Origin of the sequence: Streptomyces sp. NBC_01214 (assembly GCF_026340975.1) — a bacterium.
Taxonomy (GTDB): Bacteria; Actinomycetota; Actinomycetes; order Streptomycetales; family Streptomycetaceae; genus Streptomyces.
This window is the reverse complement of record NZ_JAPEOS010000003.1, coordinates 887,191-909,294: the sequence shown is the minus strand read 5'-3', so window position 1 is coordinate 909,294 and position 22,104 is coordinate 887,191. Positions and strand designations below refer to the sequence as shown.

The window sequence follows — 22,104 nt, the reverse complement described above, 5'->3', positions numbered from 1 at the left end:
TCGTCCACTGCGCGCCGGCCGACCGGTCGATGCGCGGTGGCCGGGCCGCCGCGGCCGCGGGAGCGGCGCCGCCCGCCGGGATGCACGGGACGCCGCGGCGGCGGACAGTGGAGGCGGGGCCTTCGGCAGACCGGGAGGACCCGCGTGACGGACGACGACCCGCTGGCCGACCGGACGGTTTCGCCTTTCATGACGGAGGCGGCCTTCCGGTCCCTGCACGCCGAGCTGTGCCGGCGGACACCCTCCGGCCCCGAGCACCGGCGCGGCACCCTGGCCCACCTGACCCCCGCGCGCGTGGCCGCGGCGGCGGCCGACGTGCGTCACGGGCGCACCGTGTCGCTGGCCTCGCCCATCGAGACGCAGCCGGGTCCGGACGATCCGCAGCCCGCCGTCTACCGGCTGACGGCGCCGACCGCGCCGGAGACCGGAACTCCGGGGGTGCATTTCGCCCTGGACCGGTTCGCCATGAACGTGCACGGGGACGCCCACAGCCATCTCGACGCCCTGTGTCACGTCGTGTTCGACGGCGAGCTCCACGGTGGCGTCCCGGAGAGCCGTCTGGCGGCCGGCGCCGCCCTCGGGATCACCCTGGACCTGGTGCACGACGGGATCGTCGGCCCCGGGGTCCTGTTGGACGTCCCGCGGCTGCGCGGGGTCCCTTGGCTGGAGCCCGGGGACTTCGTGGGCGCCGAAGAGCTCACGGCGGCCGAGGAGGCCCAGGGCGTCCGGATCGGGCCGGGCGACCTGCTGCTCGTACGGGTCGGACACCGGCGCCGGCGCCGGGAGAGCGGCGCGTGGGACGCGGCGCACGCCCGGGCGGGCCTGCATCCCGCGTGCATGCGGCTGCTGGCCGAACGGCAGGTCGCCGTCCTCGGCTCGGACGGCAACAACGACACGGCCCCGAGTCCGGTGCCCGGGGTCTCCTTCCCCGTGCACGTCCTGGCGCTGCACGCCCTGGGCATGCACCTGATGGACTACCTGGACCTGGACGCGCTGGCCCACTCGTGCGCGGAGCTCGGGCGCTGGCGGTTCCTGTGCACGGTGGCGCCGCTGCGGCTGCCGGGGGCCACCGGCTCCCCGGTGAACCCGATCGCCGTCCTGTGAGACGCACCGTCGGGGGCCCGGTCGTCGACCCCGGCGTTCCCGGCCCCGTCGCATCCCCGGGTGCCGCGACGGCGCGGGGCGTATACGTTCGAAGGGGGACCCTGCCGCGACAGGCCCGCCCGGGCGGCGGCACCGCAGGCCTAGGACGGTGATCGGGTTGAACGACGCTCCGCACTACGACGTCATCGTCATCGGATCGGGCGCGGGCGGCGGCACGCTCGCCCACCGGCTCGCCCCGTCCGGCAAGCGGGTGCTGATCCTCGAACGCGGTGGCTTCCTCCCCCGCGAACGCGACAACTGGGACTCCACGGCGGTGTTCGTCAAGGGGAAGTACCGCGCGCCCGAGTTCTGGTTCGACCGGCACGGCCGCGAGTTCCCTCCCGAGGTCAACTACTACGTCGGCGGCAACACCAAGTTCTACGGCGCGGCGCTGTTCCGGCTGCGTCCGGAGGACTTCGGGGAGCTGCGCCACCACGACGGGATCTCGCCCGCCTGGCCGCTGCGTTACGAGGACCTGGAGCCGTACTACACCCAGGCGGAGCACCTCTTCCGGGTGCACGGCCGGCACGGCGAGGACCCCTTCGAGGGGCCGGCGAGTGCCCAGTACGCCCATCCGCCGGTGGAACACGAGCCGCGGATCCAGCAGTTGAGCGACGACCTGGAGAAGCAGGGCCTGCACCCCTTCCACCTGCCCATCGGGGTCGACCTGGACCAGGACGCGGCCGGCCGGGCGACCCCGTCCAGCGTCTGCATCCGCTGCAACCGGGTCGACGGCTTCCCGTGCCTGGTGCGCGGCAAGTCCGACGCCCAGGTGATCTGCGTGGAGCCCGCGCTGCAACATCCCGGCGTCGAGCTGGTCACCCACGCCCACGTGCTGCGGCTGGAGACCGATCCGACGGGACGCACGGTCAGCTCGGTCGTCGCCCGGCTCGCCGGCGGCGAGGAGGCCCGCTTCTCCGCCGACCTCGTGGTCGTGGCCTGCGGCGCGGTCAACTCGGCCGCCCTGCTGCTCGCTTCGGCGAACGACCGGCATCCGCGGGGCCTCGCGAACGGCTCGGACGTGGTCGGGCGGTTCTACATGCGCCACAACAACCTGGCCCTGATGGCCGTCTCCCGGGAGCCGAACGACACGCAGTTCCAAAAGACCCTCGCCCTGCACGACTGGTACCTGGGCGCCGACGACTGGGACTACCCCCTCGGCGGGATCCAGATGCTCGGCAAGTCGGACGCCGAACAGATCCACGGCGAGGCCCCGCGCTGGGCCGGAGCGGTGACCCCGAACATGCCCTTCGAGGTCATGGCCCACCACGCGGTGGACTTCTGGCTGTGCGGGGAGGACCTGCCGCTGGACGACAACCGCGTCACCCTGGACGGCGACGGCCGCATCCACCTCGCGCTCGACGAGTCCCACAACACGGCTGGGCTGAAGCGGCTGCGGCACAAGCTCCAGAGCATGCTGGGCCACCTCGGCATGCACGAGCACCACCTGCTGGACCACAGCCTCTACCTGCACAAGGGCATGCCGATCGGGGCCACCGCGCACCAGGCCGGCACCGTACGGTTCGGCACCGACCCGGCGTCGTCGGCCCTGGACCTGAACTGCAAGGCGCACGAACTGGACAACCTGTACGTGGTCGACACGAGCTTCTTCCCGAGCATCGGCGCGGTCAACCCGTCCCTGACGGCCATCGCGAACGCCCTGCGGGTCGGCGACCACCTCCTCGAACGCATGGGCTGACCCGCGGCGCCGAACACCGCCGACCGGGCGAAGATCCTGCGCCGGGTGGCGCAACGCGGAGTGCAGCGGGCCGCCGCGCCCCGGAGGCGGTGATTGGGTGACGCCGGACCCGCCGGGGTGCCGTCGCCCCGACGGCACGGGGTGGCGGTGCGAAGGAGGCAGTCCGCCGTGAGTTCCACCGAGGGCGTACCCCGGGGCGTGATCCCCGCGCACCTGCTCCGGGGCCAGAAGGCACTGGTGACGGGTGCGAACTCCGGAATCGGGAAGGCCACGGCGATCGGCATGGGCCGGGCCGGGGCGGACGTGGTCGTCAACTACGTGGCCGGCCGGGAGGAGGCCGAGAAGGTCGTCGCGGAGATCGCCTCCTTCGGGGTGCGCGCGGCGGCGTACGAGGCGGACGTGTCCGACGAGGGCCAGGTCGTGGCCATGACGGAACGCATGGTCGAGGAGTTCGGGACCATCGACATCCTCGTCGCCAACGCAGGCCTCCAGCGGGACTCCGCCTTCACCGAGATGACGCTCGCCCAGTGGCAGAAGGTCATCGACGTCAATCTGACGGGACAGTTCCTGTGTGCCCGCGAGGCGACGAAGGAGTTCCTGCGGCGCGGGGTCGTCCCGGAGGTCTCCAGCTCCGCGGGCAAGATCATCTGCATGAGCTCGGTGCACCAGATCATCCCCTGGGCCGGGCACGTGAACTACGCCTCCTCCAAGGGCGGCGTGCAGATGATGATGGAGACCCTCGCCCAGGAACTCGCCCCGAAGAAGATCCGCGTCAACGCGATCGCCCCCGGCGCGATCCGCACGCCCATCAACCGCAGTGCCTGGGACACCGAGCAGGCCGAGCAGGACCTGCTCAAGCTGATCCCGTACGGCCGGGTCGGGGACCCCGAGGACATCGCCCACGCGGCCGTCGGCCTCGCTTCCGACCTCATGGACTACGTCGTGGGCGCCACGCTCTACGTGGACGGCGGAATGACCCTCTTCCCGGGCTTCGCCACCGGCGGCTGACCTCCGTCCGCTCGGCCCCGGGGAGGGACGCATGCACACCACGCTCCACCTGCTGGCAGAGGCTCCGCCTCAGATGCTGCCGGCCCGCTCGCTCATGGCCTTCACCCTGGCCTCGCACATCATCCTGGTGCCCATGGGCGTGGCGCTGCCGCTGATCACCCTGATCATGCACGGCTACGGCCTGCGGCGCGGTGACGCGACCGCCCTGCTGCTGGCGCGCCGCTGGTCGGCGGTCATGGCGGTGCAGTTCGCGATCGGCGTCGTCACGGGCACCGTCCTGTCCTTCGAGTTCGGCCTGCTGTGGCCGGGGCTGATGGGCCGGTGGGGCGATGTGTTCGGGATCGGCTTCGGCGTCGAGGCGTGGGCCTTCTTCCTGGAGGCCGTCCTCATCGCCATCTACCTCTACGGGTGGCGGCGGCTGCCCGCCCGTACCCACTTCCTCCTCGGACTGCCGCTGCCGGCTACGGCCCTGCTGGGCGCCTTCGGCATCCTGGCTGCCAACTCCTGGATGAACACCCCGCGGGGCTTCTCCCTCGACTCCGAGGGCAATCCCGTCGACGTGGACGTCTGGAAGGCGATCTTCACGCCGATGTTCGGGCCGCAGTACTGGCACTTCGTCGTGGCGATGCTGCTCACCGCCGGATACGTCGTCGCCGGCGTCTACGCCGTCGGCTGGCTGCGCGGGCGCCGCGACCGCTACCACCGGCTCGGCTTCACCGTTCCGTTCACGGTCGCGGCCGTGTTCACTCCCGTCCAGTTCATGCTGGGCGACGCCATCGCCCGGGCGGTGTTCCAGAAGCAGCCGGTCAAGTTCGCGGCGATGGAGATCGTCTGGAACACCGACACGCACGTCCCGGAGTACCTCTTCGGCCGCCTCCACCCCGACGGGACCGTCACCGGCGGCATCAAGATCCCGCAACTCGACTCCATCCTGGCCGGCTTCAGCCCCGACACCGAAGTGCACGGACTGACGTCCGTACCGGCGGAGAACCGGCCCACCGTCACCCAGGCCACCCTCATCCACTGGACCTTCGACATCATGGTGGGCATCGGCTCGGTGCTCCTGCTGCTGGTCCTCTGGTACGCGTTCGTCTGGTGGCGCCGCCGCCGGCTGCCCGCCTCGCCGTGGTTCTACCGCAGCGCCGCCTGCGCCGGCGTGGCCAGCGTCATCGCCGTCGAATGCGGCTGGATCACCACCGAGGTGGGCCGCCAACCGTGGATCGTCTACGAGAACATGCGGGTCGCCGAAGCGGTGACCGGGGCCCGCGCCGACTCCTTGTGGACCATGTTCGCCGTGGTCGTCGTCGTGTACGTCCTCATCTTCGGATCCTTCCTGGCCGTGCTCCTGAAGATGCGCACCCGGTGGCGCCTGGACGACGAACGAAGCCGTGAGGCGGACACGATGGCCACACCGGAGACCGACACCCCCTACGGTCCGCGCGCCGCCGTCGCGGCACCGGCCGAGGACGGCAAGCCGTGACCGCCGCCGGTGTGATCGCCGCCGTCCTGCTCCTCGCGGTCGCCGCCTACACCTGCGCGGGCGGCACCGACTACGGGGCGGGCTTCTGGGACCTGACGGCGGGCGGCGCGGAACGCGGGAGGCGCCCCCGGTGGCTCATCGACCACGCCATGGCCCCGGTCTGGGAGGTCAACAACGTCTGGCTCATCTTCGTCCTGGTCATCATGTGGACCGGGTTCCCGGAGTTCTTCCAGACCGTGTTCTCCGCGATGTGGCTGCCCCTGGCCCTCGCCGCCATCGGCATCGTGCTGCGCGGCGCCGGCTTCGCGCTGCGCAAGCCGACCCAGAAGATCGCCGGACGGCGCGTCTACGGCGCCGTGTTCGCGGTCTCCTCGCTCCTGACCCCGTTCTTCCTCGGTGCCGCCGCGGGCGGGATCGCCTCGGGGCGCGTGGGGCCGGGCACCGAGCCGACGGCGCACGCTTGGTTCAACCCGACCTCCGTCTTCTTCGGCCTGCTGGCCGTCGTCGGCACGGCACTGCTCGGTGCGGTGTTCCTGGCCGCGGACGCCGTCCGCTACGAAGCCCCCGACCTGCACGCCTACTTCCGGCGGCGCGCACTGGCCGCCCTCGGCGCCTTCGCCGTACTGGGGGCGGTCACCCTGATCGTGGCCCATGCCGACGCCCCCCACCTGTGGCACGGCCTCACCCACGGCGCCGGGCTCGTCCTCATCATCGTGGCCGTGCTGGCCACCGTCGTCACGGCATGGCTGCTGCTGCGCACCTCCGGGGCGTGGTCCCGGCCGGCTGCCGTGGTCCTCATGGCCTCGTCCGTGATCGCTTGGGGCGCGGCGCAGCGCCCGTACCTCATCCCCGGCCGGCTGACGGTGGCCGAGGCGGCGGGGGCGCCCAGCACCCTGCACTGGCTGATCATCGTGACGGTGGTGGCCGCGGTCCTGGTCTTCCCCGCCGTGGCCTTCCTGTACCGGCTCGACACCCGCGGCGACCTGGAACCCCTCACCGACGCCGACCTGCGCCGCGGCGGCGGTCCGGAACCCGAGGCCTGACGGAGCCCGCCGCGATCCCCGGATCACCGAAACCCCGTACGGCACGCGCAGAATGGAGTCCTCGCCCGCCGTTGCCGCACCGAAAGCGACCGCCGTGAACCGTCTTCCCGCGGACCCGACCGTGCTCCACCCGTTTCCGGACCAGCCGCGCGTGGTGCTGTTGAAGCCGCTGCTGACGTCACCGCTGATCGAGGCCGGGGAGTACTCGTACTACGACGACCCGGAGGACCCGACCGCGTTCGAGACCAGGAACGTCCTCTACCACTACGGGCCGGAGAGGTTGGTCATCGGGAAGTTCTGCGCGCTGGGCACCGGGGTCCGGTTCATCATGAACGGGGCCAACCACCGTATGGACGGCCCCTCCACGTTCCCCTTCCCCATCATGGGCGGCTCCTGGGCCGAGCACTTCGACCTGCTGGCCGACCTGCCCGGCAGGGGGGACACCGTCGTCGGCAACGACGTCTGGTTCGGCTACGGCACGACGGTCATGCCCGGAGTGCGCATCGGGCACGGCGCCGTCATCGCCTCGGGCGCCGTCGTGGTCGACGACGTCCCCGACTACGCCGTCGTCGGCGGCAACCCGGCCCGCCTCATCCGCACCCGCTACACCGACGACGACATCGCCCGCCTGCTGTCGATCGCCTGGTGGGACTGGCCGGCAGCACACCTGACCGCACACATCCGGACCGTCATGTCGGGCACCGTCCGCGACCTGGAGAAGGCCGCGCCCCGGGCGTGAGCGGACCGGGCGTACTGCCTCCTAGGGCCTAGGCCAGGCGGGCCGTCGCCAGGTGGATGTTGAACGCGCAGGGTACGTGCCCGTCCGCTGTCGTCATGTCCCTCACCTCGGCGAAGAAGGCCCGCCGCAGACGCTCCACCGTCGCCCGATCGAGCGGGCCGAGGTCGTAGAGACCGGACACCGCAGTCCAGACCTGCTCCACCGGTCCGCTCAGGTCGAGGGGAACGGTCTCCCAGTCGACCGTCGTGAAGCCTGCCGGTCCGAGGACTTCGTCGAGCCCTTCGCGGCTGCGTGCCCTTCTGTCCCCCAGCGCCGGGATGCGCTGTGCGGGCGGTGCCTCCTCGATCGTGGCCCGCAGCAACGCGAGGAACCGTTCGTACGCCTCTCCGCCCACGGCCCCGCCCCCCCACCACGCAGGCCAGAACCCCTCCTGGAGACAGCCCGCGCGCCACTTCGGCCACGACGTGTTCGATCTCGCCCATCAGCATCAGCGCCATGTGGGAAACGCATGCGTCGAAGATGTCGTCGGCGAAGGAGAGCTCTTGAGCCCGGCCTTCCTCCAATGTCGCTTCGGACAGCGCCGGTCGACGTCGTGCCAGGGCCAGGGAGTGCGCCGACAGGTCCACCCCGGCGAGTTCCCTCCCGCCCCTTTGGGCCAGTAATTCGAGCAGGAGGCCGTCGCCGCAGCCGAGGTCCAGCACGCGCGTGCTTCCGGTCACGCGATCGCACAAGAGCTCATAGCTGGACCGGCCGTCCGGAGCACGGCCGCGCCCGAGCGTTTCCGCGGTCACTGCCGGGTACTCCGCGTGGAACGCCTGGAGGAATGCTTCTTGCGATGCGGTAGTCGTCACTCGCCCAACCTACGGGCATCCCTACGGGACCTATGGGCATCCCTACGGGGTGGAGCGCCGGTTCAGGGCCGCATCGAGGGTGATCGCCGCGTCGATGAGGGCGAGGTGGGTGAACGCCTGGGGGAAGTTGCCCAGTTGGCGTCCGGTCAGGTCGATCTCCTCGGAGTACAGGCCCAGGTGGTTGGCGTAGCCCAGCATCTTCTCCAGGACGAGACGGGCCTGGTCGATCCGTCCGGCCCGGGCGAGTGCGTCGACGTACATGAAGGTGCACAGCGAGAACGTGCCCTCGGAGCCGCGCAGGCCGTCCGGAGACGCTTCGGGGTTGTACCGGTACACCAGGCTGTCGCTGACCAGTTCCTGCTCCATCGCGTCGAGGGTGGAGGCCCACATCGGGTCCTGGGGCGTGAGGAAGCCGACGGTCGGCATGCGCAGGAGCGACGAGTCGAGCACCTCGCTGCCGTAGTGCTGGACGAAGGCGCCGCGGCCCTCGTTCCACCCCTTCTCCATGACCTGTTGGAAGATCCGGTCCCGGGTGGAGTTCCAGCGCTGCATGGGCGCGGGGCGGCCGCCGGCCGCGGCGAGCCGCAGCGCGCGGTCGAAGGCCACCCATGACATCACCCGGCCGTAGGTGAAGTCCTGGGCCCCGCCGCGGGTCTCCCACAGTCCCTCGTCGGCCTGGTCCCAGTGGTCGGCCAGCCAGTCCAGGACGTGGACCATGCCGGTCCATCCGTGGTAGCCGAGGTGGATGTCGTGCCCGTGGGCGAAGGAGATGCTGTCCAGCGCCTCGCCGTAGATGTCCATCTGGAGCTGGGTGGCGGCCCCGTTGCCGACGCGGACGGGGGACGAGCGTTCGTAGCCCTCCCAGTGGTCCAGGGTCTCCTCCTTCAGGTCGGAGGAGCCGTCGACCGCGTACATGATGTTCAGCGGCCCCGATTCGCTCTCGCCGCCCGCCCGTTCCTTGATGCGGTCGTCGAGCCACCCGATGAACGCCTTCGCCTCTTCCGTGAACCCCATGCCGAGCAGGGCGTACACGGAGAACGAGGCGTCCCGGATCCACGTGTAGCGGTAGTCCCAGTTGCGCTCGCCGCCGAGCTGCTCGGGCAGTCCGGCGGTGGGGGCCGCGACGACGGCGCCGGTGGGGGCGTAGGTCATCAGCTTCAGGGTCACGGCGGAGCGCTCCACCGCCTCGCGCCAGCGGCCGGTGTAGCGGGAGGTGCTCAGCCAGGTCCGCCAGTAGCGGATGGTGGCCTGGAAGAGCTCCTCGTACTCGGCGAGGCGGATCTGTCGGGGCGGCCCGTCGGCGGCCGACTCCAGGATCAGGCCGCGCTGCTGCCCCGCCGTGAGGCGCAGGGTGAGGTGCACGTCGCGCTCGCCGGCGCTGAGGAGTTGGCCCAGCCGCTCGTCCTCCGGTTCCCGGATGGTGTGCACGGTCAGGGTGGTGCCGTCGGCGGTGAACACCGCACCGTTCTGCGTGAGGTTCAGGTCGTGCGACTTGCGCCCGTAGTCGAACCGGGGCGCGATGTCGACGTCGAAGGTCATGCTGCCGCGCACGCAACGGACCATGCGGACGAGCCGGTGCCGGGCCGTGACCGTGGTGCCGGTCAGCGGCATGAAGTCGACCACCTCGCCGGCGCCGGCCTCGGTCATGAAGCGGGTCACCAGGACCGCGGTGTCGGGCAGGTACAACTGCTTGGTCGCGTACGTCGCATGGGCCGGTCGGACCGCACAGTGGCCGCCCTTGCCCTTGTCCAGCAAGGCTCCGAACACGCTGGGCGAATCGAAGCGCGGACAGCAGAACCAGTCGACCACCCCGTCGGAGGTCACCAGCGCCGCGGTCTGTAGATCGCCTATCAGGCCGTGGTTCTCGATCAGCGGGTACTCGTCCATCAGGGCGTCCCTTCCGGCATGCGTCGCCGCCCGGATCTCGGCCCCCCGAACCAGCGTATGCCGGGCCCGCTGCACCGTCCCGCCGAGCCGCCGAGCCCCCGAGCCGCCGGACCACCACGACGTACGCCGTGCGGCGCAGATGCTGCACGGCAACCCGATTTGCCTATGGGCTTTAGGTAAATGCATGATGAGTGTCGTCAGATCGAAGGAAGGTGAAGGTCATGGTGAGGGTGGGGCTGACCCCGGAGCGGCTGACCCTGGCGGGGGCGGAACTGGCCGACGAGGTCGGATTCGACCAGGTGACCCTTTCGGCGCTCGCCCGGCGGTTCGACGTCAAGGTCGCGAGCCTGTACTCGCACCTGAAGAGCTCCCACGAGCTCAAGACCAGGATCGCCCTGCTCGCGCTGGAGGAACTCGCCGACCTGGTGGCCGCCGCCGTGGCCGGCCGTGCGGGCAAGGACGCCCTGATCGCCTTCGCGAACGCCTACCGCGACTACGCGCGGGCACATCCCGGACGCTACGACGCCGCCCGACTCAGGCTCGACCCGCAGACGGCTGCCGCCAGCGCAGGGGTGCGGCACGCACAGATGACGCGGGCGATCCTGCGCGGCTACGACCTGACGGAGCCGGACCAGACGCACGCGGTCCGCATGCTGGGCAGCGTGTTCCACGGCTACGTGAGCCTGGAGGCGGCCGGCGGCTTCAGCCACACGGCCGTCGACTCGCAGGAATCCTGGGCCTGGACCCTGGAGTCGCTCGACGCCGTGCTGCGGGCACCGGAACACCCCTTGACCAGCGGCGCCCCGCGCGCCGCCCCGGACCCACGTCCCGTACCCCCCGTACACCCGGATCAGCAGGCTGAGGCAATGAGCAGCGAACAGGGCTGGATCACCACACCCGTCACCGCGGACTTCCTGCGCGGGCACCTCGACGTGGAGCGGACCGCGCACGGCCTGCTGCCACACCGGCTGCCGGCCCGGGCGCGGCAGCAGATCCCCGATGACCGGCTGGCCGTGGCCGAGGCCCAGCCGTCCGGCGTACGACTGGCCTTCCGCACTCGGTCCACCGTCATCGAGCTCGACGCGCTGCCCACCAAGCGGGTCTACAAGGGGTTCCCTCCCCCGCCGGACGGCGTGTACGACCTGCTGGTCGACGGCCGCCTCACCGCCCGGGCCACGGTGGCCGGCGGCAACGTCCGTACGGTCACCCACCTGGTCGGCCAGATCGCAGAGCTGACCGAAGGGCCCGCGGGCACCGCCCGGTTCACCGGTCTCCCGGCGGGTGACAAGGACATCGAGATCTGGCTCCCGCACACGGAGGTCACCGAGCTGATCGCCCTGCGCACCGAAGCCCCCGTCGAGCCGGCACGCAGCAGCGGGCGCAGGGTGTGGCTGCACCACGGCAGTTCCATCAGCCACGGGTCGAACGCCGTCCGCCCGAGCGCCATCTGGCCCGCCCTTGCCGCCGCCCGGGGCGGAGTGGAGCTGGTCAACCTGGGGTTCGGCGGCAGCGCGCTGCTGGACCCGTTCACGGCGCGGGCGATGCGGGACACCCCCGCGGACCTGATCAGCCTCAAGATCGGCATCAATGTCGTCAACGGTGACACGATGCGCCTGCGTGCCTTCGTCCCCGCCGTCCACGGCTTCCTCGACACCATCCGCGAGGGCCGTCCCACGACGCCGCTGCTGGTGGTCTCCCCCCTCCTGTGCCCGGTCCAGGAGGACACCCCCGGCCCGCTCGCGCCGGACTTCGACGGCGGGACCCTGCGGTTCAAGGCCACGGGCGATCCGGCCGAACGCGCTGCCGGGCGGCTCACCCTCAACGTCATCCGGGACGCGCTCGCCGCCATCGTGGAACAGCGGGCGGCCGACGACCCGAACCTCCACCACCTCGACGGACGCGACCTGTACGGCGAGAGCGACCACGCCGAACTCCCGCTGCCGGACGCGATCCACCCCTGTCCCGAAGGGCACCGCCGCATCGCCGAGAACTTCGCGCGGCTGGCGTTCACGGGCGACGGCCCCTTCGCCGCGAGGACCGGCTGACCCGCCACGGGTCGGAGCGGCGCCGCGGGTCGGGCGTGCGTCCGGCGCGGCCTACGAGGTGGCGGTCTACGGGGTGGCGGCCTACCAGCGCATGCGGACGTCCTCGGCCCATCCCAGCAGCCGGTCCACCGCGATCCGTTCGCCGGCGTCCGTGCGGATCGAGCCGATGTAGTGGCCGAAGCACTGGTCCGTGCGGTTGGCGAGGAGACCGATGTCGGTGCGGGTGGACCGGTTGTGGAACGGAGTGAACACCAGGTCCACCCGGTCCGATCCGGGGCTGCGGATCGACCACGGCGCCAGGTGGTCGACCCGGGACCAGTGCCACTCCAGCTCCTGGCCGATCTTGCTGATCCGGCCGTCCACGCACACCGCGTTCTCGGTCGCTCCGGTGCCGCGGGTCCAGCGGCCGCCGAACTGCAGCCCGACGGTGCGGCCGTCCGTACGCCCGGACGCGGCGCCCCAGTTCCACACCACCGAGCGGGGCCACCGCCCGCGCCCGTGGTCGAGGGTGCCCCAGGCGTCGTCGCCGAACGCCAGCAGGTCACCGCCGATGCGCACCGTGCCGGACGCGGGCCGGGCCGTGTGCTTAGAGGTGTACTGGAACCGGCGTTCGCCCCAGGGGACCACCACGGAGAGGGTCTCGTGCCCGGCGGGCATCTCGACGAGGAGGTCCACCTCCACCGGGAGGCCCTGCGGACCCGGACAGCGCGCCCGCAGGCGGGTGCCGGAGCCCTCGCCGTGGATCTCGATCCTCACCCGGCTCCCGGCCGGCCGCGGCGGTCCGACCACGAGCGCAGGAGACCCCGGATCCGGAGCTCCGGCGATGGTGTCGGGGAGACGGACGCCGAATCCGCCGGGCAGGATCGCGGTGCGCTCGAATTCCCTTACGGTCGAACCGTATTCCAGGACGTAGACCGAGTTCAGGGCCAGGTAGTCGAGGTCGCTCACGGTCAGGGCCACCAGGTGCGTGGGCGTGGTGACGCACCAGTACTCCCACCGCTTCGTCCGCCCCCAGCCGGGGATCCGGCAGTGGTGCAGCGGTCGGCGCGACCAGCCGATCGCGCCCGGGGCGATCCTTCCGTCGGTGCGGCACAGGTCGACGGGCGCGACGATCTCACGTTCGTGCGTGGGCATGGCCGGACCCTACCGGCCGCGGGCCCACCGAAGCGGTCGGTCGCGAGAACCCCCGACTGATCGGCCGTACGGGTCGCGGCCGCGCGAACATGACCCCCTGCGGGTCGACGCGCAGCCGCTCCACGTCCTGCGCGAGCCGGGGGTCGACCCCGCCCGATCGGCGCGCCCGGGATGCGGGCGTCGCCCGACCTAGCGCGCGGCGAGCCGCTCCAGTAGGGCGGCGCTCCGTGCCAGCAGCGCCCGCTCCTCCTCCGTGAGTTCGGCCTCGATGGCTTGCGCGAGCCAGCCGGCCCTGCGGCCGCGCTCCGCTTCCAGCGCGGCCCGGCCCGCGTCCGACAGTTCGACCAGCGACTTTCGGCCGTCCGTGGGGTGCGGCCGGCGCGTGATCAGGCTCTGTTCCATGAGGAGCCCCACCGCCCGGGCCATCGACTGGGGGCGCACGCGCTGGTCGGCGGCGAGGTCGCTGGTGGTCATGGCGCCGTTGCGGTCGAGTGCACCGAGCACGGCGGCCTGGCCCAGCGGGATGCGGTCCTCGTCCTTCACACGTCGGGTCAGCTTGCCCATGGCGGTGCGCAGGTCGGCGGCGATGGCGGCGGCTTCCGGGGTGGGCATAGGGCACTTTACCCCGTTGGTCAGCAAAGCTGCGCACCTGACCTGCACAGCCATACTGAACAGCAATACTGTTGAGCAAAACTGAACAGCATTGCTGTACGGTTTGGTTCGTCCGGCTCAGCGCACGGCGCACGACAACGGGGAGCAACTCACATGTCCACCAAAGCAGTCGAGACCGTCAACTCCGGCATCGAGACCATCACCGCCCGCCGCATCATCGACAGTCGGGGCAACCCCACGGTCGAGGTGGACGTCGTCCTGGCGGACGGTTCCCTGGGGCGCGCGGCCGTCCCTTCCGGCGCCTCCACCGGGGCCCGGGAAGCCGTGGAACTGCGCGACGGAGACGCCGCGCGCTGGCACGGCAAGGGCGTCGACCGCGCGGTGGCCCACGTCAACGGGGAGATCGCGGCGGCCGTCCGCGGCCGGGACGCGGCCGACCAGGCGGGCCTCGACGCCGCACTGGTCGCCCTCGACGGCACGGCCACCAAGTCCCGACTCGGCGCCAACGCGGTCCTCGGCGTCTCCCTCGCCGCCGCCAAGGCCGCCGCAGCGGCCAACCGCCAACCCCTCTACCGCTACCTCGGCGGCGCCGGCGCCCACCTCCTGCCGCTGCCGATGATGAACATCGTCAACGGCGGTGCGCACGCCGACAATCCGCTGGACTTCCAGGAGTTCATGATCGCGCCCACCGGCGCGGACACCTTCGCCGAAGCCGTCCGCATGGGCAGCGAGGTCTTCCACACGCTGCGCCGCGACCTGCTGGCCGCCGGGCACTCCACGGGCGTCGGCGACGAGGGCGGCTTCGCGCCGGCGCTGCGCAGTGCCGAAGAGGCGCTCGACTTCGTGATGGCCGCCATCGAGCGCACCGGCTACCGCCCCGGCGCGGACATCGGCCTGGTCATGGACCCGGCGTCGTCGGAGTTCTTCCGCGACGGGGTGTACGCGTACGCGGGCGAGGGCGTGCGGCGCACCCCCTCCGAGAACGTCGACTACCTGGCCAAGCTCGTCGACGCCTACCCGATCGTCTCCATCGAGGACCCGATGGCGGAGAACGACCTGGACGGCTGGCGCGAGCTGACCGCCCGCGTGGGCGACCGCTGCCAGCTCACCGGCGACGACGTGTTCTGCACCAACGAGACGCTGCTGCGCGAGGGCATCCGCACCGGCGTCGGCAATTCGGTCCTGGTCAAGGTCAATCAGATCGGGACCCTGACCGAGGCGCTCGCCACGGTGGCCACGGCCCACCGGGCGGGCTGGACGGCCGTCATGTCGCACCGCTCGGGCGAGACGGAGGACACCACGATCGCGGATCTGGCGGTGGCGACCGGCTGCGGTCAGATCAAGACCGGGTCGCTCTCCCGCTCCGACCGCACCGCGAAGTACAACCAACTGATCCGGATCGAAGAGGAGCTGGGCGACTCGGCGCGCTACGCCGGCCGCTCCGCACTGCCCCGGGCGTGACCGTCGGGCACCGGCCGGGACCCGCCCCCGCAAGGAGCATTTCGTTGCATCACCTGGTAGATGCTTGTCTCTTCGACTAAACGAGCGACAGATGCGATTCTGGGTGATATGGGGGTGAAGGAGGTCCGGTCGTGGTCATGTCCGAGACGTTCCGGTCCGCGCCCGGCCCGGCGAGGGTGGTTCCCTCCGAACCCGGCGGTCTGCTGGACGTTCTGAGCGTGGCCGCGGTGGTCCTGGACACCGACGGACGGATCACGTTGTGGAGCCCCCAGGCACAGGAACTGTTCGGCTGGTCGGCCGAGGAGGCGCTCGGCAACTACGCGGCGAAACTGCTGGTCGCCGAAGAGTACGTGGACCGGGTCCTCGAACTGTTCGGCAAGGTCATGGCCGGTGGCGGTGCGTGGGCGGGCGTGTTCCCCGTACGGCGCAAGGACGGGTCCGCACGCCTGGTGGAGTTCCGCAACATGCGCCTACAGGACGAGCACGGCGGCGTGTACGCCCTGGGGATCGCCTGCGACGAGGCCGTGCTACGGGGCGTGGAGCGCGACCTGGCGCTGGCGGTGCCCCTGGTGGCGCAGTCCCCGCTCGGGCTGGCGGTGCTCGACACCGACCTGCGCTACGTCCTGGTCAACCCGGCCGAACGCCTGGTCACCCGCTGCGTGAGCACCGGCCGTCCCGTCCTGGTGTCGCAGGTCACCGGCGCGGACCTGGCGCACATCGCGCGCGACGCAGCCGCCGCGGACCTCCTCGCCCACGAGGGTGCGCACTCCTACCTGGCCGTACCGCTGACCGCCCGGGGCCAGGTCCTCGGCGCCCTGGGCCTCCTGCGCACCCGCAATCCGCTCCCCTTCGACCACGACGGCGTCACCCTGGCCGGTGAGCTGGCCACCCGCGCCGCCATCGCCATCGACAACGCCCGCTGGTACCAGCACGCCACCGACACCGCCCTGACGCTCCAGCGCCACCTGCTCCCCCAGCCCCCGCCCCGGTCCGCCGGCCTGCAGATCGCCTACCGTTACCAGCCCGCGGCAGCGGCCAGCGGCATCGGCGGCGACTGGTTCGACGCGATCCCCCAGCCACGGGACAAGACCGCTCTCGTGGTCGGCGACGTCATGGGGCACGGCGTCCATGCCGCCGCCACCATGGGACAACTGCGCACGGCCACCCGTACCTTGGCGGACCTCGGCCTCGGCCCGGCCCGGGTCCTGCGCCACCTCGACCACATCACCGCCGAACTGGACGGGACCATCGCGACCTGCGTCTACGCCACCTGGGACCCGCACCGCTCCCGCTGCCGCGTCGCCCTCGCCGGCCATCCGCCCCCCGTCGTCATCCGGTCGGGGCAGGCCCCCCGCCTGCTCGCCCTCCCCGCCGGCGTACCGCTCGGCACGGGAGGCCTCGGCCGCACCGACTTCGAGAACACCGTCCTCGACCTGCTGCCCGGGGACCGGCTGGTCCTCTACACCGACGGCCTCGTCGAAACCCGCGACGACGACCTGGACGACCGGCTCGACCTGCTCCTGCGCCTGCTCGCCGAACCCGGCCTCCCGCCGGAGGCGACCTGCGACCGGCTCCTGGCCGCACTGCGACACCACGACGCGGCCGACGACGTCGCCCTCGTCATCGCCCACGTACGCCCCCACCCGCCCGCGCCTTCGAGGACGCACTGACCCTCCTCCGCCCGATCGCCTCCGCAGCGCGGACGGCCGTCAGGTCGGGTCCGGGCGCAACGACGCGGCGGGCGTAGAGGATGGGGACATCCACCGCTCGTACTCCTCGTGCGTCACCGCGCATCCCTCGCGCGTCAGCCGGACCCGTGTGGGTCGGCGGGCGGCCAGGTTGATCGGCGGCGCGGCGGGCCGGGAGGTTCTGGGGCCAAAGTGGCGATCAGCTCGGGCAGGCGGGCCGCTCGTTGCCGACCTGGGATGGCTCGCCCGCTCTCGTGGCGGGCCCGTGCAACGCGAGGCCGCTCCTCCTCGGTGAGCCTCCGGATGCGGGCGTTGGCGGCTTCGCTCCGCCGCAGCAACGAAGCGTCGGAGCTGTGCTGTTGTGGGAAGCCCTCGAGGCGTGATCCGCCGAGCAGAACCTGGCGGTGAGGCGCTCAAAAACCCAGTGGAACATCGCCACCTCGCGCCACTACCGTGCTGCCGAGCCACGTCGTCTAGGCAAGGACACACCGTTGTACACCCTGTGAGACCTCCCGATTGCTGATCTGTCGCGCGTCGCGCCTGTGCGCCGCGCTGCTTTTTGCTGCGGACTTCTCACTGAAACCGGTGTACTTCTGTGCTCAATACCTGGGTGGTCGCTCCCACCTGCCTGCCGACCGTTCTCCGCCGTTGCCCCGCGTGCGCGTCGGACCGTTTCCGGGCGAACGGCAAATTCCGCGTCAACGCGAACCACAAGCTCCTCGACGCCTGGCTCCTCGTGCTGTGCACCGCTTGCGGGGACACGGCGAAACTCACGATCCTGGAGCGGACAAACGTGCGCTCCATACGGCCTGAACTGCTGGACCGGATGCACGACAACGACCCTGGCCTGGCGGCCGAGCTGCTCCAGGATCCGGTCGTGCGGCACCGCAATCGCATCGCCCTCGACTGGGACAACGCCTGGCGACTCGACACCGGCGGATCGGATCACCTGGACCACGAGGTGATCGACGTCTCGGTCCGCTTCGCGGCGCGGATCCCTGTCCGGCCGGTGCGACTGATCGCTGAAGGGTGCGGTCTTTCGCGGGCCGAGGTCGAGAGGCTGCTCACGGAGGGCAAACTCGTCTCGGCAGTCCGGCTGAGCGGCAAGCTCTCCGGCGACTTCACCTTCACGCTCAAGCGCTGAGCCCTCCGCGGGACCTAGGGCCTGTCCGGCAAGATCCGCCGGACAGGTCCTATCCGGCGGTGACGGGTGGGGGCAGGCCATTCTTCGCGCCGGGTGCGGTCTGGTATCGGGGCGAGGGAAGAAGCGCTTCTTTGCCGAGGACGGGCCGATTCCCTGGTGAGACCATGCCGCGCCGTCTCCGCCCGAAGCCTGCCGGCGATGTCGCACAGGTGGAGGGTCATGGACAGCATCGACTCGTCGGTGACGCCCGCGCGACCGATCGTCTTGCCACGCTTGCGGGCGGACTCGTGGTCCTCCAGGGTGCGGTCGCGGATGTGCTCGCGCTCCATGCCCGACGTCGCGGCCAGCACCGTGAACACGATTCCGGACGGGTCGTGCGAGCCCTTGAGTTCGTCTGTGCGGAACTCCAGCCCGACATCGCTTCTCCGCGAAGATGCGCGTCACTCCGGCCTCGGCGAGTGGGTCGAGCTGCGCGTCGAGGGACTGCCGGGCGGTTGAGGCGCGGGCGTACCGGAGGCGGACGTGCCCGACCGGTTCGGCGCCGGCGCTCACCGGTTGGGGCAGCTCGGCCCACACGGACCCCCGGCTTGCAAACGCCTGGCGTCGGCACGCTCGGTACCGTGCCGAGGAGCCCGCGGGGGCGGCGCAGGTGGACATCGGACGGTCGTGCGATTCCGCGCGCTCGAAGTCGATGCCGCGAAGTCAAAGGTCGCCAGGTAGCTGTCAAGGAGGGTCTGGGGGTTCCGTCCGGATCGAGAGTCGAGGCCTCGTTGGAAGATCGGTCTGCTCTCCCCTGCCGCGCTGCCCTCTCGGCCGAGGGACATCTGGGTGAGCTGACCCAGATGGTTCCGTTCGAGCTCGTGGACGCCGTGCTGGACGAGACGGGACGCACCGAGTGCCGCCTTCGGATACTGCCGTCGCGTGGAGGGGTGTACTTCGCGCTGGCGCTCGGCCTCTGAGCGGGCTGGTGAGCCCGGTCCCGTCGGAGAAGGCACTGCGGGACCTGCGGCGGCGCGTCGGCGCGGCCCCGCTGAAGGCATTGTTCGAGGCGCTGGCGGTCCCGCTGGCGCAGCCGTCCACGCCCGGCGCCCGGTACCGTAGTTGGCGGACCGTCGCCTTCGACGGGTGCGGCTCGTTGAAGGTCCCCGACCATGAGCGCAACCGCAACTGGCTCGGCAAGCTGAAGTCCCGGCTGGGCCCGGCGGGCTACCCCACGATGATGCTGATGGCACTCGTGGAGACCGGCACACGCGGTGTGCTGGGGGGGGCGGTCTTCCGCTCGCCGCGGACCAGTGCGATCACCTACGCCGCACGGCTGCTGCAACTGCTCGACCGCAACATGCTGCTGCTGGCGGACCGCGGCTTCGACAGCAACCATTCCCGGGAAGCGGTGGCCGCCACCGGCAGTCAGTTTCTGACCCGCTGCCGCCCTTACCGACGCCCACCCGTCCTCACGGTGCTGAATGACGGCTCCTACCTCACTCAGATCGCTGGCCCGCGACTGCGGGTGATCGACGCCGAGGTGAAAGGCGAACGGCGAACGGCGAACGGCGCCGACGGAAGCACCATCGCCGACCAGTACCGGCTGGTCACTGCTCTGACCGACCACCGCACCGGCCCCGCTACGTCAATGACCAGGAACGTACGGTGGAACCTGGATCCGGTATGCCCCGGGTGACCACAGCCAGTGATCGCTTCAGGCCGTCACTCTCCTCTTCCCCTCGTCATGGGTCACACCATGTCGGTCCATGGAATGTCCGTTGGCGTGGTACTCCTCGGACGGCGGCCGTTGAAGTGGTACTCCTCGGAGGGCAACGAGTCCCATTCAGTATTCGCGCCATCGCGCGGCACCATGAACAGCGGACGCGATCGGATGACCTCCCCGACCCGTTGCGCGCGCATGACGATTCCGGGATCATCCGGCGCCGCGTAGCCCTCGGGCGTTATGCGAAACTGCACGTCCATCGCCTCGGCATAGGCAATTGCGTTGCTCTCCAGCTCCGCCATGTCCCTCCCGACCAGCGAGAGACCGTCGTATGCGATCTGGGGACCCTGCACGGCGTCGGCAGCGATGCAGAACAAGCCCACGGCTTGGCTCACATAGGCCGTGACGGCAGGCGGAGAAGGAGCGACCCCGCGACGGTGGACTTCGACCTTCCAAGTTGGCGAGAAGATCGCGTGGTCCCGTGGACAATCGCTGACTTTCGTCTGGCCGAGTACCTCAGCTGCCTCGACCACTTCGTCGACGGTCATACCGAACCGAAGCGGTCCGACGCCGACAGCCGGCGCGTAGGACCACTCGCCCCGTTCGGCGACTCCGAATCCGGCTTCGGTCTCGAACGCCATGGTCGCTCCTCTAGAGAACCTGAGCACGTGCCGTCGCCCATCATGCGGGCAGATCACTCAGCGCGAGCCTCGTCCGGGCTCGGCTGCGAATACGCGACACCTGAACATGCGAGCTCACCAGTCCCGAGGCCGGACTACGTCACCACCGGCGTCTCCGCGAGGGGCGCCGTCCACCGACCCCCGGACAGGTGCCCGGCCCGTCACCGGGCGGTCAGGCCGACACCTCGCTCGGGAGGCCGCGGGTGGTGACGACCCGGGCGCTGCCGTCGGCCAGCCGGTAGGACAGGCCCACCACGGCGGTGCGCCCTTCAGCGACCTGGTCGGCGAGGACGCGGGAGCGGTCCAGGAGGAGGTCGACGGTGTGCCGTATGTGCTCGGCGATGATGTCGTCCTCGTCGGTGAGTCCGGCGGCGCGGGCGGCCAGCACGCTCGGGGTGACGCGTTCGATGACGTCGCGTACGTATCCGGTCGCGCTGACGCCGTCGGTCAGGGCAGCGCGGGTCGCGGCGACCGCACCGCACTTGTCGTGGCCCAGCACGACGACCAGCGGGCTCTCCAGCACGCTCACCGCGTACTCGATGCTGCCCAGGACCTCCGGACCCGCGACGTGGCCCGCGGTACGGACGACGAACAGGTCACCCAGCCCGCGGTCGAAGATGATCTCGGCGGCCAGCCGCGAATCGGAGCAGCCGAAGAACACGGCGAAGGGACTCTGAGCCGGTGCGGTCTCGGTGCGTCGGGCGGCGTCCTGGTTCGGGTGCTCGGGTGCGCCCGCGATGAAACGCCGGTTCCCGGCCAGCAGCAGCTCGAAGGCTTCGGACGGAGTCGGTGACAGCGAGGTACTCATGACCGCAGGCTACGACCCCGCCCGGACCGCCACACTGCGGGGTCCCTCGAAGGAGCGGGGTGCGGGCGGCGGCCCGGCTTCGTGCCGGCAGTCCGCGGTGCCACCTGTCCGGGGTCACGGCTCCAGCAGGTCGGGCACGACTCCGCGCAGGGCGTGGGCGCTGATGGCGCCGGCACGCCTGAGGACCGGTGCCGGGCCGGTGAGGTCCACGATCGAGGAGGCGACGGCGGCTTCGGTGCGCCCGCCGTCGAGGTAGACGGCGACGGAGTCGCCCAGCATGTCCTGTGCGGCGTCGCAGTCTTGCGGAGAGGGGCGGCCGGTCAGGTTGGCACTGGAGACCGCCATCGGTCCGGTCTCGGCGAGCAGCTCGAGCGCCACGGGATGGGACGGCATCCGGACCGCGACCGTGCCGTTGGTCTCCCCGAGATCCCAGGTCAGCGAGGGCAGGTGGCGGGCGACCAGGGTCAACCCGCCCGGCCAGAACGCCTCCACCAGGGCCCACCCCTGCTTGGGGAGTTCGGCGACCAGGTCGTGCAGGGCGTCCGGGGAGGCGACCAGCACCGGCGAGGGCATCGCACGGTCGCGCCCCTTGGCTCCGAGCAGTCTGTCCACCGCGTCCGCGTTGAAGGCGTCCGCGCCGATGCCGTAGACGGTGTCCGTCGGGAGCACCACGAGCTCGCCCCGGCGTACCGCCCGGGCGGCCGTGCTCAGCCCGTCGGTCCGGCCAGAAGCCGTGGAGCAGTCGTATCGAAGGGCCATGGCCGATCTCCATCCCACCGGGCTCTCGGCCCGCACCTGCTGGGTTACCCCGGCAGGGTACCGGAACGGGCGGCCCCGCCCGTCCCCGTCCTGCGGTCACCTCACCCGAGCCACGGTCTGCCCGGGGGCCGTGTGGTGGCGGGCCGGGGGGATCTTCCGGCGGGTCCGATGCGTGCCGCACCGCGACGATCACCCGTTCGGGTGACGGACCGATCCGC

20 protein-coding genes and 2 pseudogenes are annotated in these 22,104 nt (G+C 71.3%); 14 read left to right on the top strand and 8 right to left on the bottom strand.

All coding sequences use genetic code 11. The features are described from left to right. The first annotated feature begins 189 nt into the window (after window positions 1-189). The 6 genes from OG594_RS40450 to OG594_RS40425 all read left to right on the top strand — a co-directional run bounded on the left by OG594_RS40450 (window position 190) and on the right by OG594_RS40425 (window position 7,112). Window positions 190-1,104 (top strand): cyclase family protein, encoded by a 915-nt coding sequence (locus OG594_RS40450; RefSeq protein WP_266608815.1) that lies wholly within the window; start codon window positions 190-192, stop codon window positions 1,102-1,104. Window positions 1,105-1,261: 157 nt separating this feature from the next. Then, complete coding sequence (locus OG594_RS40445) at window positions 1,262-2,842, top strand: GMC oxidoreductase (RefSeq protein ID WP_266607365.1); 1,581 nt, start codon at window positions 1,262-1,264, stop codon at window positions 2,840-2,842. 168 nt (window positions 2,843-3,010) lie between these two features. After that, window positions 3,011-3,850 carry an SDR family oxidoreductase gene (locus tag OG594_RS40440; RefSeq protein WP_266607364.1) on the top strand — a complete coding sequence of 280 codons (840 nt, stop codon included), beginning with the start codon at window positions 3,011-3,013 and terminating at the stop codon, window positions 3,848-3,850. A 31-nt stretch (window positions 3,851-3,881) separates the two neighbouring features. Next, window positions 3,882-5,330 (top strand): cytochrome ubiquinol oxidase subunit I, encoded by a 1,449-nt coding sequence (locus tag OG594_RS40435; protein WP_266607363.1) that lies wholly within the window; start codon window positions 3,882-3,884, stop codon window positions 5,328-5,330. Then, complete coding sequence (locus OG594_RS40430; RefSeq protein ID WP_266607362.1) at window positions 5,327-6,373, top strand: cytochrome d ubiquinol oxidase subunit II; 1,047 nt, start codon at window positions 5,327-5,329, stop codon at window positions 6,371-6,373. Before OG594_RS40435 ends, OG594_RS40430 begins: the two co-directional genes overlap by 4 nt. A gap of 94 nt (window positions 6,374-6,467) precedes the next feature. After that, window positions 6,468-7,112, top strand: coding sequence for a CatB-related O-acetyltransferase (locus tag OG594_RS40425; RefSeq protein WP_266607361.1), 645 nt, complete (start codon window positions 6,468-6,470; stop codon window positions 7,110-7,112). A 28-nt stretch (window positions 7,113-7,140) separates the two neighbouring features. Here the strand turns inward: OG594_RS40425 and OG594_RS40420 are convergent, their stop codons facing one another. From OG594_RS40420 to OG594_RS40410, 3 genes and pseudogenes are all read right to left on the bottom strand, one after another. Then, entirely contained in the window at window positions 7,141-7,506 is a 366-nt protein-coding gene (locus tag OG594_RS40420; protein ID WP_266608921.1) for a hypothetical protein, read from the bottom strand. Window positions 7,507-7,582: 76 nt separating this feature from the next. Further along, a pseudogene (locus tag OG594_RS40415) lies at window positions 7,583-7,813 on the bottom strand (class I SAM-dependent methyltransferase); the annotation flags it as partial. Window positions 7,814-8,005: 192 nt separating this feature from the next. Continuing rightward, a complete protein-coding gene (locus tag OG594_RS40410) occupies window positions 8,006-9,850 on the bottom strand; it encodes a glycoside hydrolase family 15 protein (RefSeq protein WP_266607360.1) in 1,845 nt (614 codons plus the stop codon). Between the two features lie 221 nt (window positions 9,851-10,071). Between OG594_RS40410 and OG594_RS40405 the strand changes: the two are divergent. After that, window positions 10,072-10,596 (top strand): annotated as a pseudogene (locus OG594_RS40405) (TetR/AcrR family transcriptional regulator); the annotation flags it as partial. A 120-nt stretch (window positions 10,597-10,716) separates the two neighbouring features. Beyond that, the gene (locus OG594_RS40400) at window positions 10,717-11,895 is read left to right on the top strand and encodes a GDSL-type esterase/lipase family protein (protein ID WP_266608814.1); all 1,179 of its coding nucleotides are present in this window, start codon (window positions 10,717-10,719) and stop codon (window positions 11,893-11,895) included. Window positions 11,896-11,976: 81 nt separating this feature from the next. Here the strand turns inward: OG594_RS40400 and OG594_RS40395 are convergent, their stop codons facing one another. Both OG594_RS40395 and OG594_RS40390 read right to left on the bottom strand, forming a co-directional pair. Continuing rightward, a complete protein-coding gene (locus tag OG594_RS40395; RefSeq protein WP_266607359.1) occupies window positions 11,977-13,029 on the bottom strand; it encodes a DUF2804 domain-containing protein in 1,053 nt (350 codons plus the stop codon). Window positions 13,030-13,218: 189 nt separating this feature from the next. Next, a complete protein-coding gene (locus OG594_RS40390; protein ID WP_266607358.1) occupies window positions 13,219-13,641 on the bottom strand; it encodes a MarR family winged helix-turn-helix transcriptional regulator in 423 nt (140 codons plus the stop codon). Window positions 13,642-13,794: 153 nt separating this feature from the next. Between OG594_RS40390 and eno the strand changes: the two genes are divergently transcribed. The 6 genes from eno to OG594_RS40360 all read left to right on the top strand — a co-directional run bounded on the left by eno (window position 13,795) and on the right by OG594_RS40360 (window position 19,612). Continuing rightward, on the top strand, window positions 13,795-15,102 hold the full coding sequence (gene eno / locus OG594_RS40385; RefSeq protein WP_266607357.1) for a phosphopyruvate hydratase: 1,308 nt from the start codon (window positions 13,795-13,797) through the stop codon (window positions 15,100-15,102). 137 nt (window positions 15,103-15,239) lie between these two features. Further along, window positions 15,240-16,772, top strand: a complete 1,533-nt coding sequence (locus tag OG594_RS40380; protein ID WP_266607356.1) for a SpoIIE family protein phosphatase — start codon at window positions 15,240-15,242, stop codon at window positions 16,770-16,772. A gap of 613 nt (window positions 16,773-17,385) precedes the next feature. Then, on the top strand, window positions 17,386-17,934 hold the full coding sequence (locus tag OG594_RS40375) for a DUF1062 domain-containing protein (protein WP_266607355.1): 549 nt from the start codon (window positions 17,386-17,388) through the stop codon (window positions 17,932-17,934). A gap of 219 nt (window positions 17,935-18,153) precedes the next feature. Further along, entirely contained in the window at window positions 18,154-18,432 is a 279-nt protein-coding gene (locus OG594_RS40370; RefSeq protein ID WP_266607354.1) for a hypothetical protein, read from the top strand. 344 nt (window positions 18,433-18,776) lie between these two features. Then, window positions 18,777-18,893: a transposase domain-containing protein gene (locus OG594_RS40365; protein WP_266607353.1), complete on the top strand. Its 117-nt coding sequence runs from the start codon at window positions 18,777-18,779 to the stop codon at window positions 18,891-18,893. Window positions 18,894-18,901: 8 nt separating this feature from the next. Continuing rightward, complete coding sequence (locus OG594_RS40360) at window positions 18,902-19,612, top strand: hypothetical protein (protein ID WP_266607352.1); 711 nt, start codon at window positions 18,902-18,904, stop codon at window positions 19,610-19,612. Between the two features lie 53 nt (window positions 19,613-19,665). Here OG594_RS40360 and OG594_RS40355 read toward each other — a convergent pair whose 3' ends face one another. The 3 genes from OG594_RS40355 to OG594_RS40345 form a co-directional block, all read right to left on the bottom strand. Further along, the gene (locus tag OG594_RS40355; RefSeq protein ID WP_266607351.1) at window positions 19,666-20,280 is read right to left on the bottom strand and encodes a hypothetical protein; all 615 of its coding nucleotides are present in this window, start codon (window positions 20,278-20,280) and stop codon (window positions 19,666-19,668) included. Between the two features lie 211 nt (window positions 20,281-20,491). After that, the gene (locus OG594_RS40350) at window positions 20,492-21,127 is read right to left on the bottom strand and encodes a carbonic anhydrase (protein ID WP_266607350.1); all 636 of its coding nucleotides are present in this window, start codon (window positions 21,125-21,127) and stop codon (window positions 20,492-20,494) included. A 114-nt stretch (window positions 21,128-21,241) separates the two neighbouring features. Then, window positions 21,242-21,886, bottom strand: a complete 645-nt coding sequence (locus tag OG594_RS40345) for an L-threonylcarbamoyladenylate synthase (RefSeq protein ID WP_266607349.1) — start codon at window positions 21,884-21,886, stop codon at window positions 21,242-21,244. Window positions 21,887-22,104 lie beyond the last annotated feature (218 nt).

Excerpts from the sequence above, each read along its gene's own strand:
- OG594_RS40450 (WP_266608815.1), top strand. The coding sequence starts at position 190 with ATGACGGAGGCGGCCTTCCGGTCCCTGCACGCCGAGCTGTGCCGGCGG.
- OG594_RS40435 (WP_266607363.1), top strand. The coding sequence starts at position 3,882 with ATGCACACCACGCTCCACCTGCTGGCAGAGGCTCCGCCTCAGATGCTG.
- OG594_RS40410 (WP_266607360.1), bottom strand. The coding sequence starts at position 9,850 with ATGGACGAGTACCCGCTGATCGAGAACCACGGCCTGATAGGCGATCTA.
- OG594_RS40400 (WP_266608814.1), top strand. The coding sequence starts at position 10,717 with ATGAGCAGCGAACAGGGCTGGATCACCACACCCGTCACCGCGGACTTC.
- OG594_RS40395 (WP_266607359.1), bottom strand. The coding sequence starts at position 13,029 with ATGCCCACGCACGAACGTGAGATCGTCGCGCCCGTCGACCTGTGCCGC.
- OG594_RS40390 (WP_266607358.1), bottom strand. The coding sequence starts at position 13,641 with ATGCCCACCCCGGAAGCCGCCGCCATCGCCGCCGACCTGCGCACCGCC.
- eno (WP_266607357.1), top strand. The coding sequence starts at position 13,795 with ATGTCCACCAAAGCAGTCGAGACCGTCAACTCCGGCATCGAGACCATC.
- OG594_RS40380 (WP_266607356.1), top strand. The coding sequence starts at position 15,240 with ATGTCCGAGACGTTCCGGTCCGCGCCCGGCCCGGCGAGGGTGGTTCCC.
- OG594_RS40370 (WP_266607354.1), top strand. The coding sequence starts at position 18,154 with ATGGACAGCATCGACTCGTCGGTGACGCCCGCGCGACCGATCGTCTTG.
- OG594_RS40365 (WP_266607353.1), top strand. The coding sequence starts at position 18,777 with ATGGTTCCGTTCGAGCTCGTGGACGCCGTGCTGGACGAGACGGGACGC.
- OG594_RS40355 (WP_266607351.1), bottom strand. The coding sequence starts at position 20,280 with ATGGCGTTCGAGACCGAAGCCGGATTCGGAGTCGCCGAACGGGGCGAG.
- OG594_RS40350 (WP_266607350.1), bottom strand. The coding sequence starts at position 21,127 with ATGAGTACCTCGCTGTCACCGACTCCGTCCGAAGCCTTCGAGCTGCTG.
- OG594_RS40345 (WP_266607349.1), bottom strand. The coding sequence starts at position 21,886 with ATGGCCCTTCGATACGACTGCTCCACGGCTTCTGGCCGGACCGACGGG.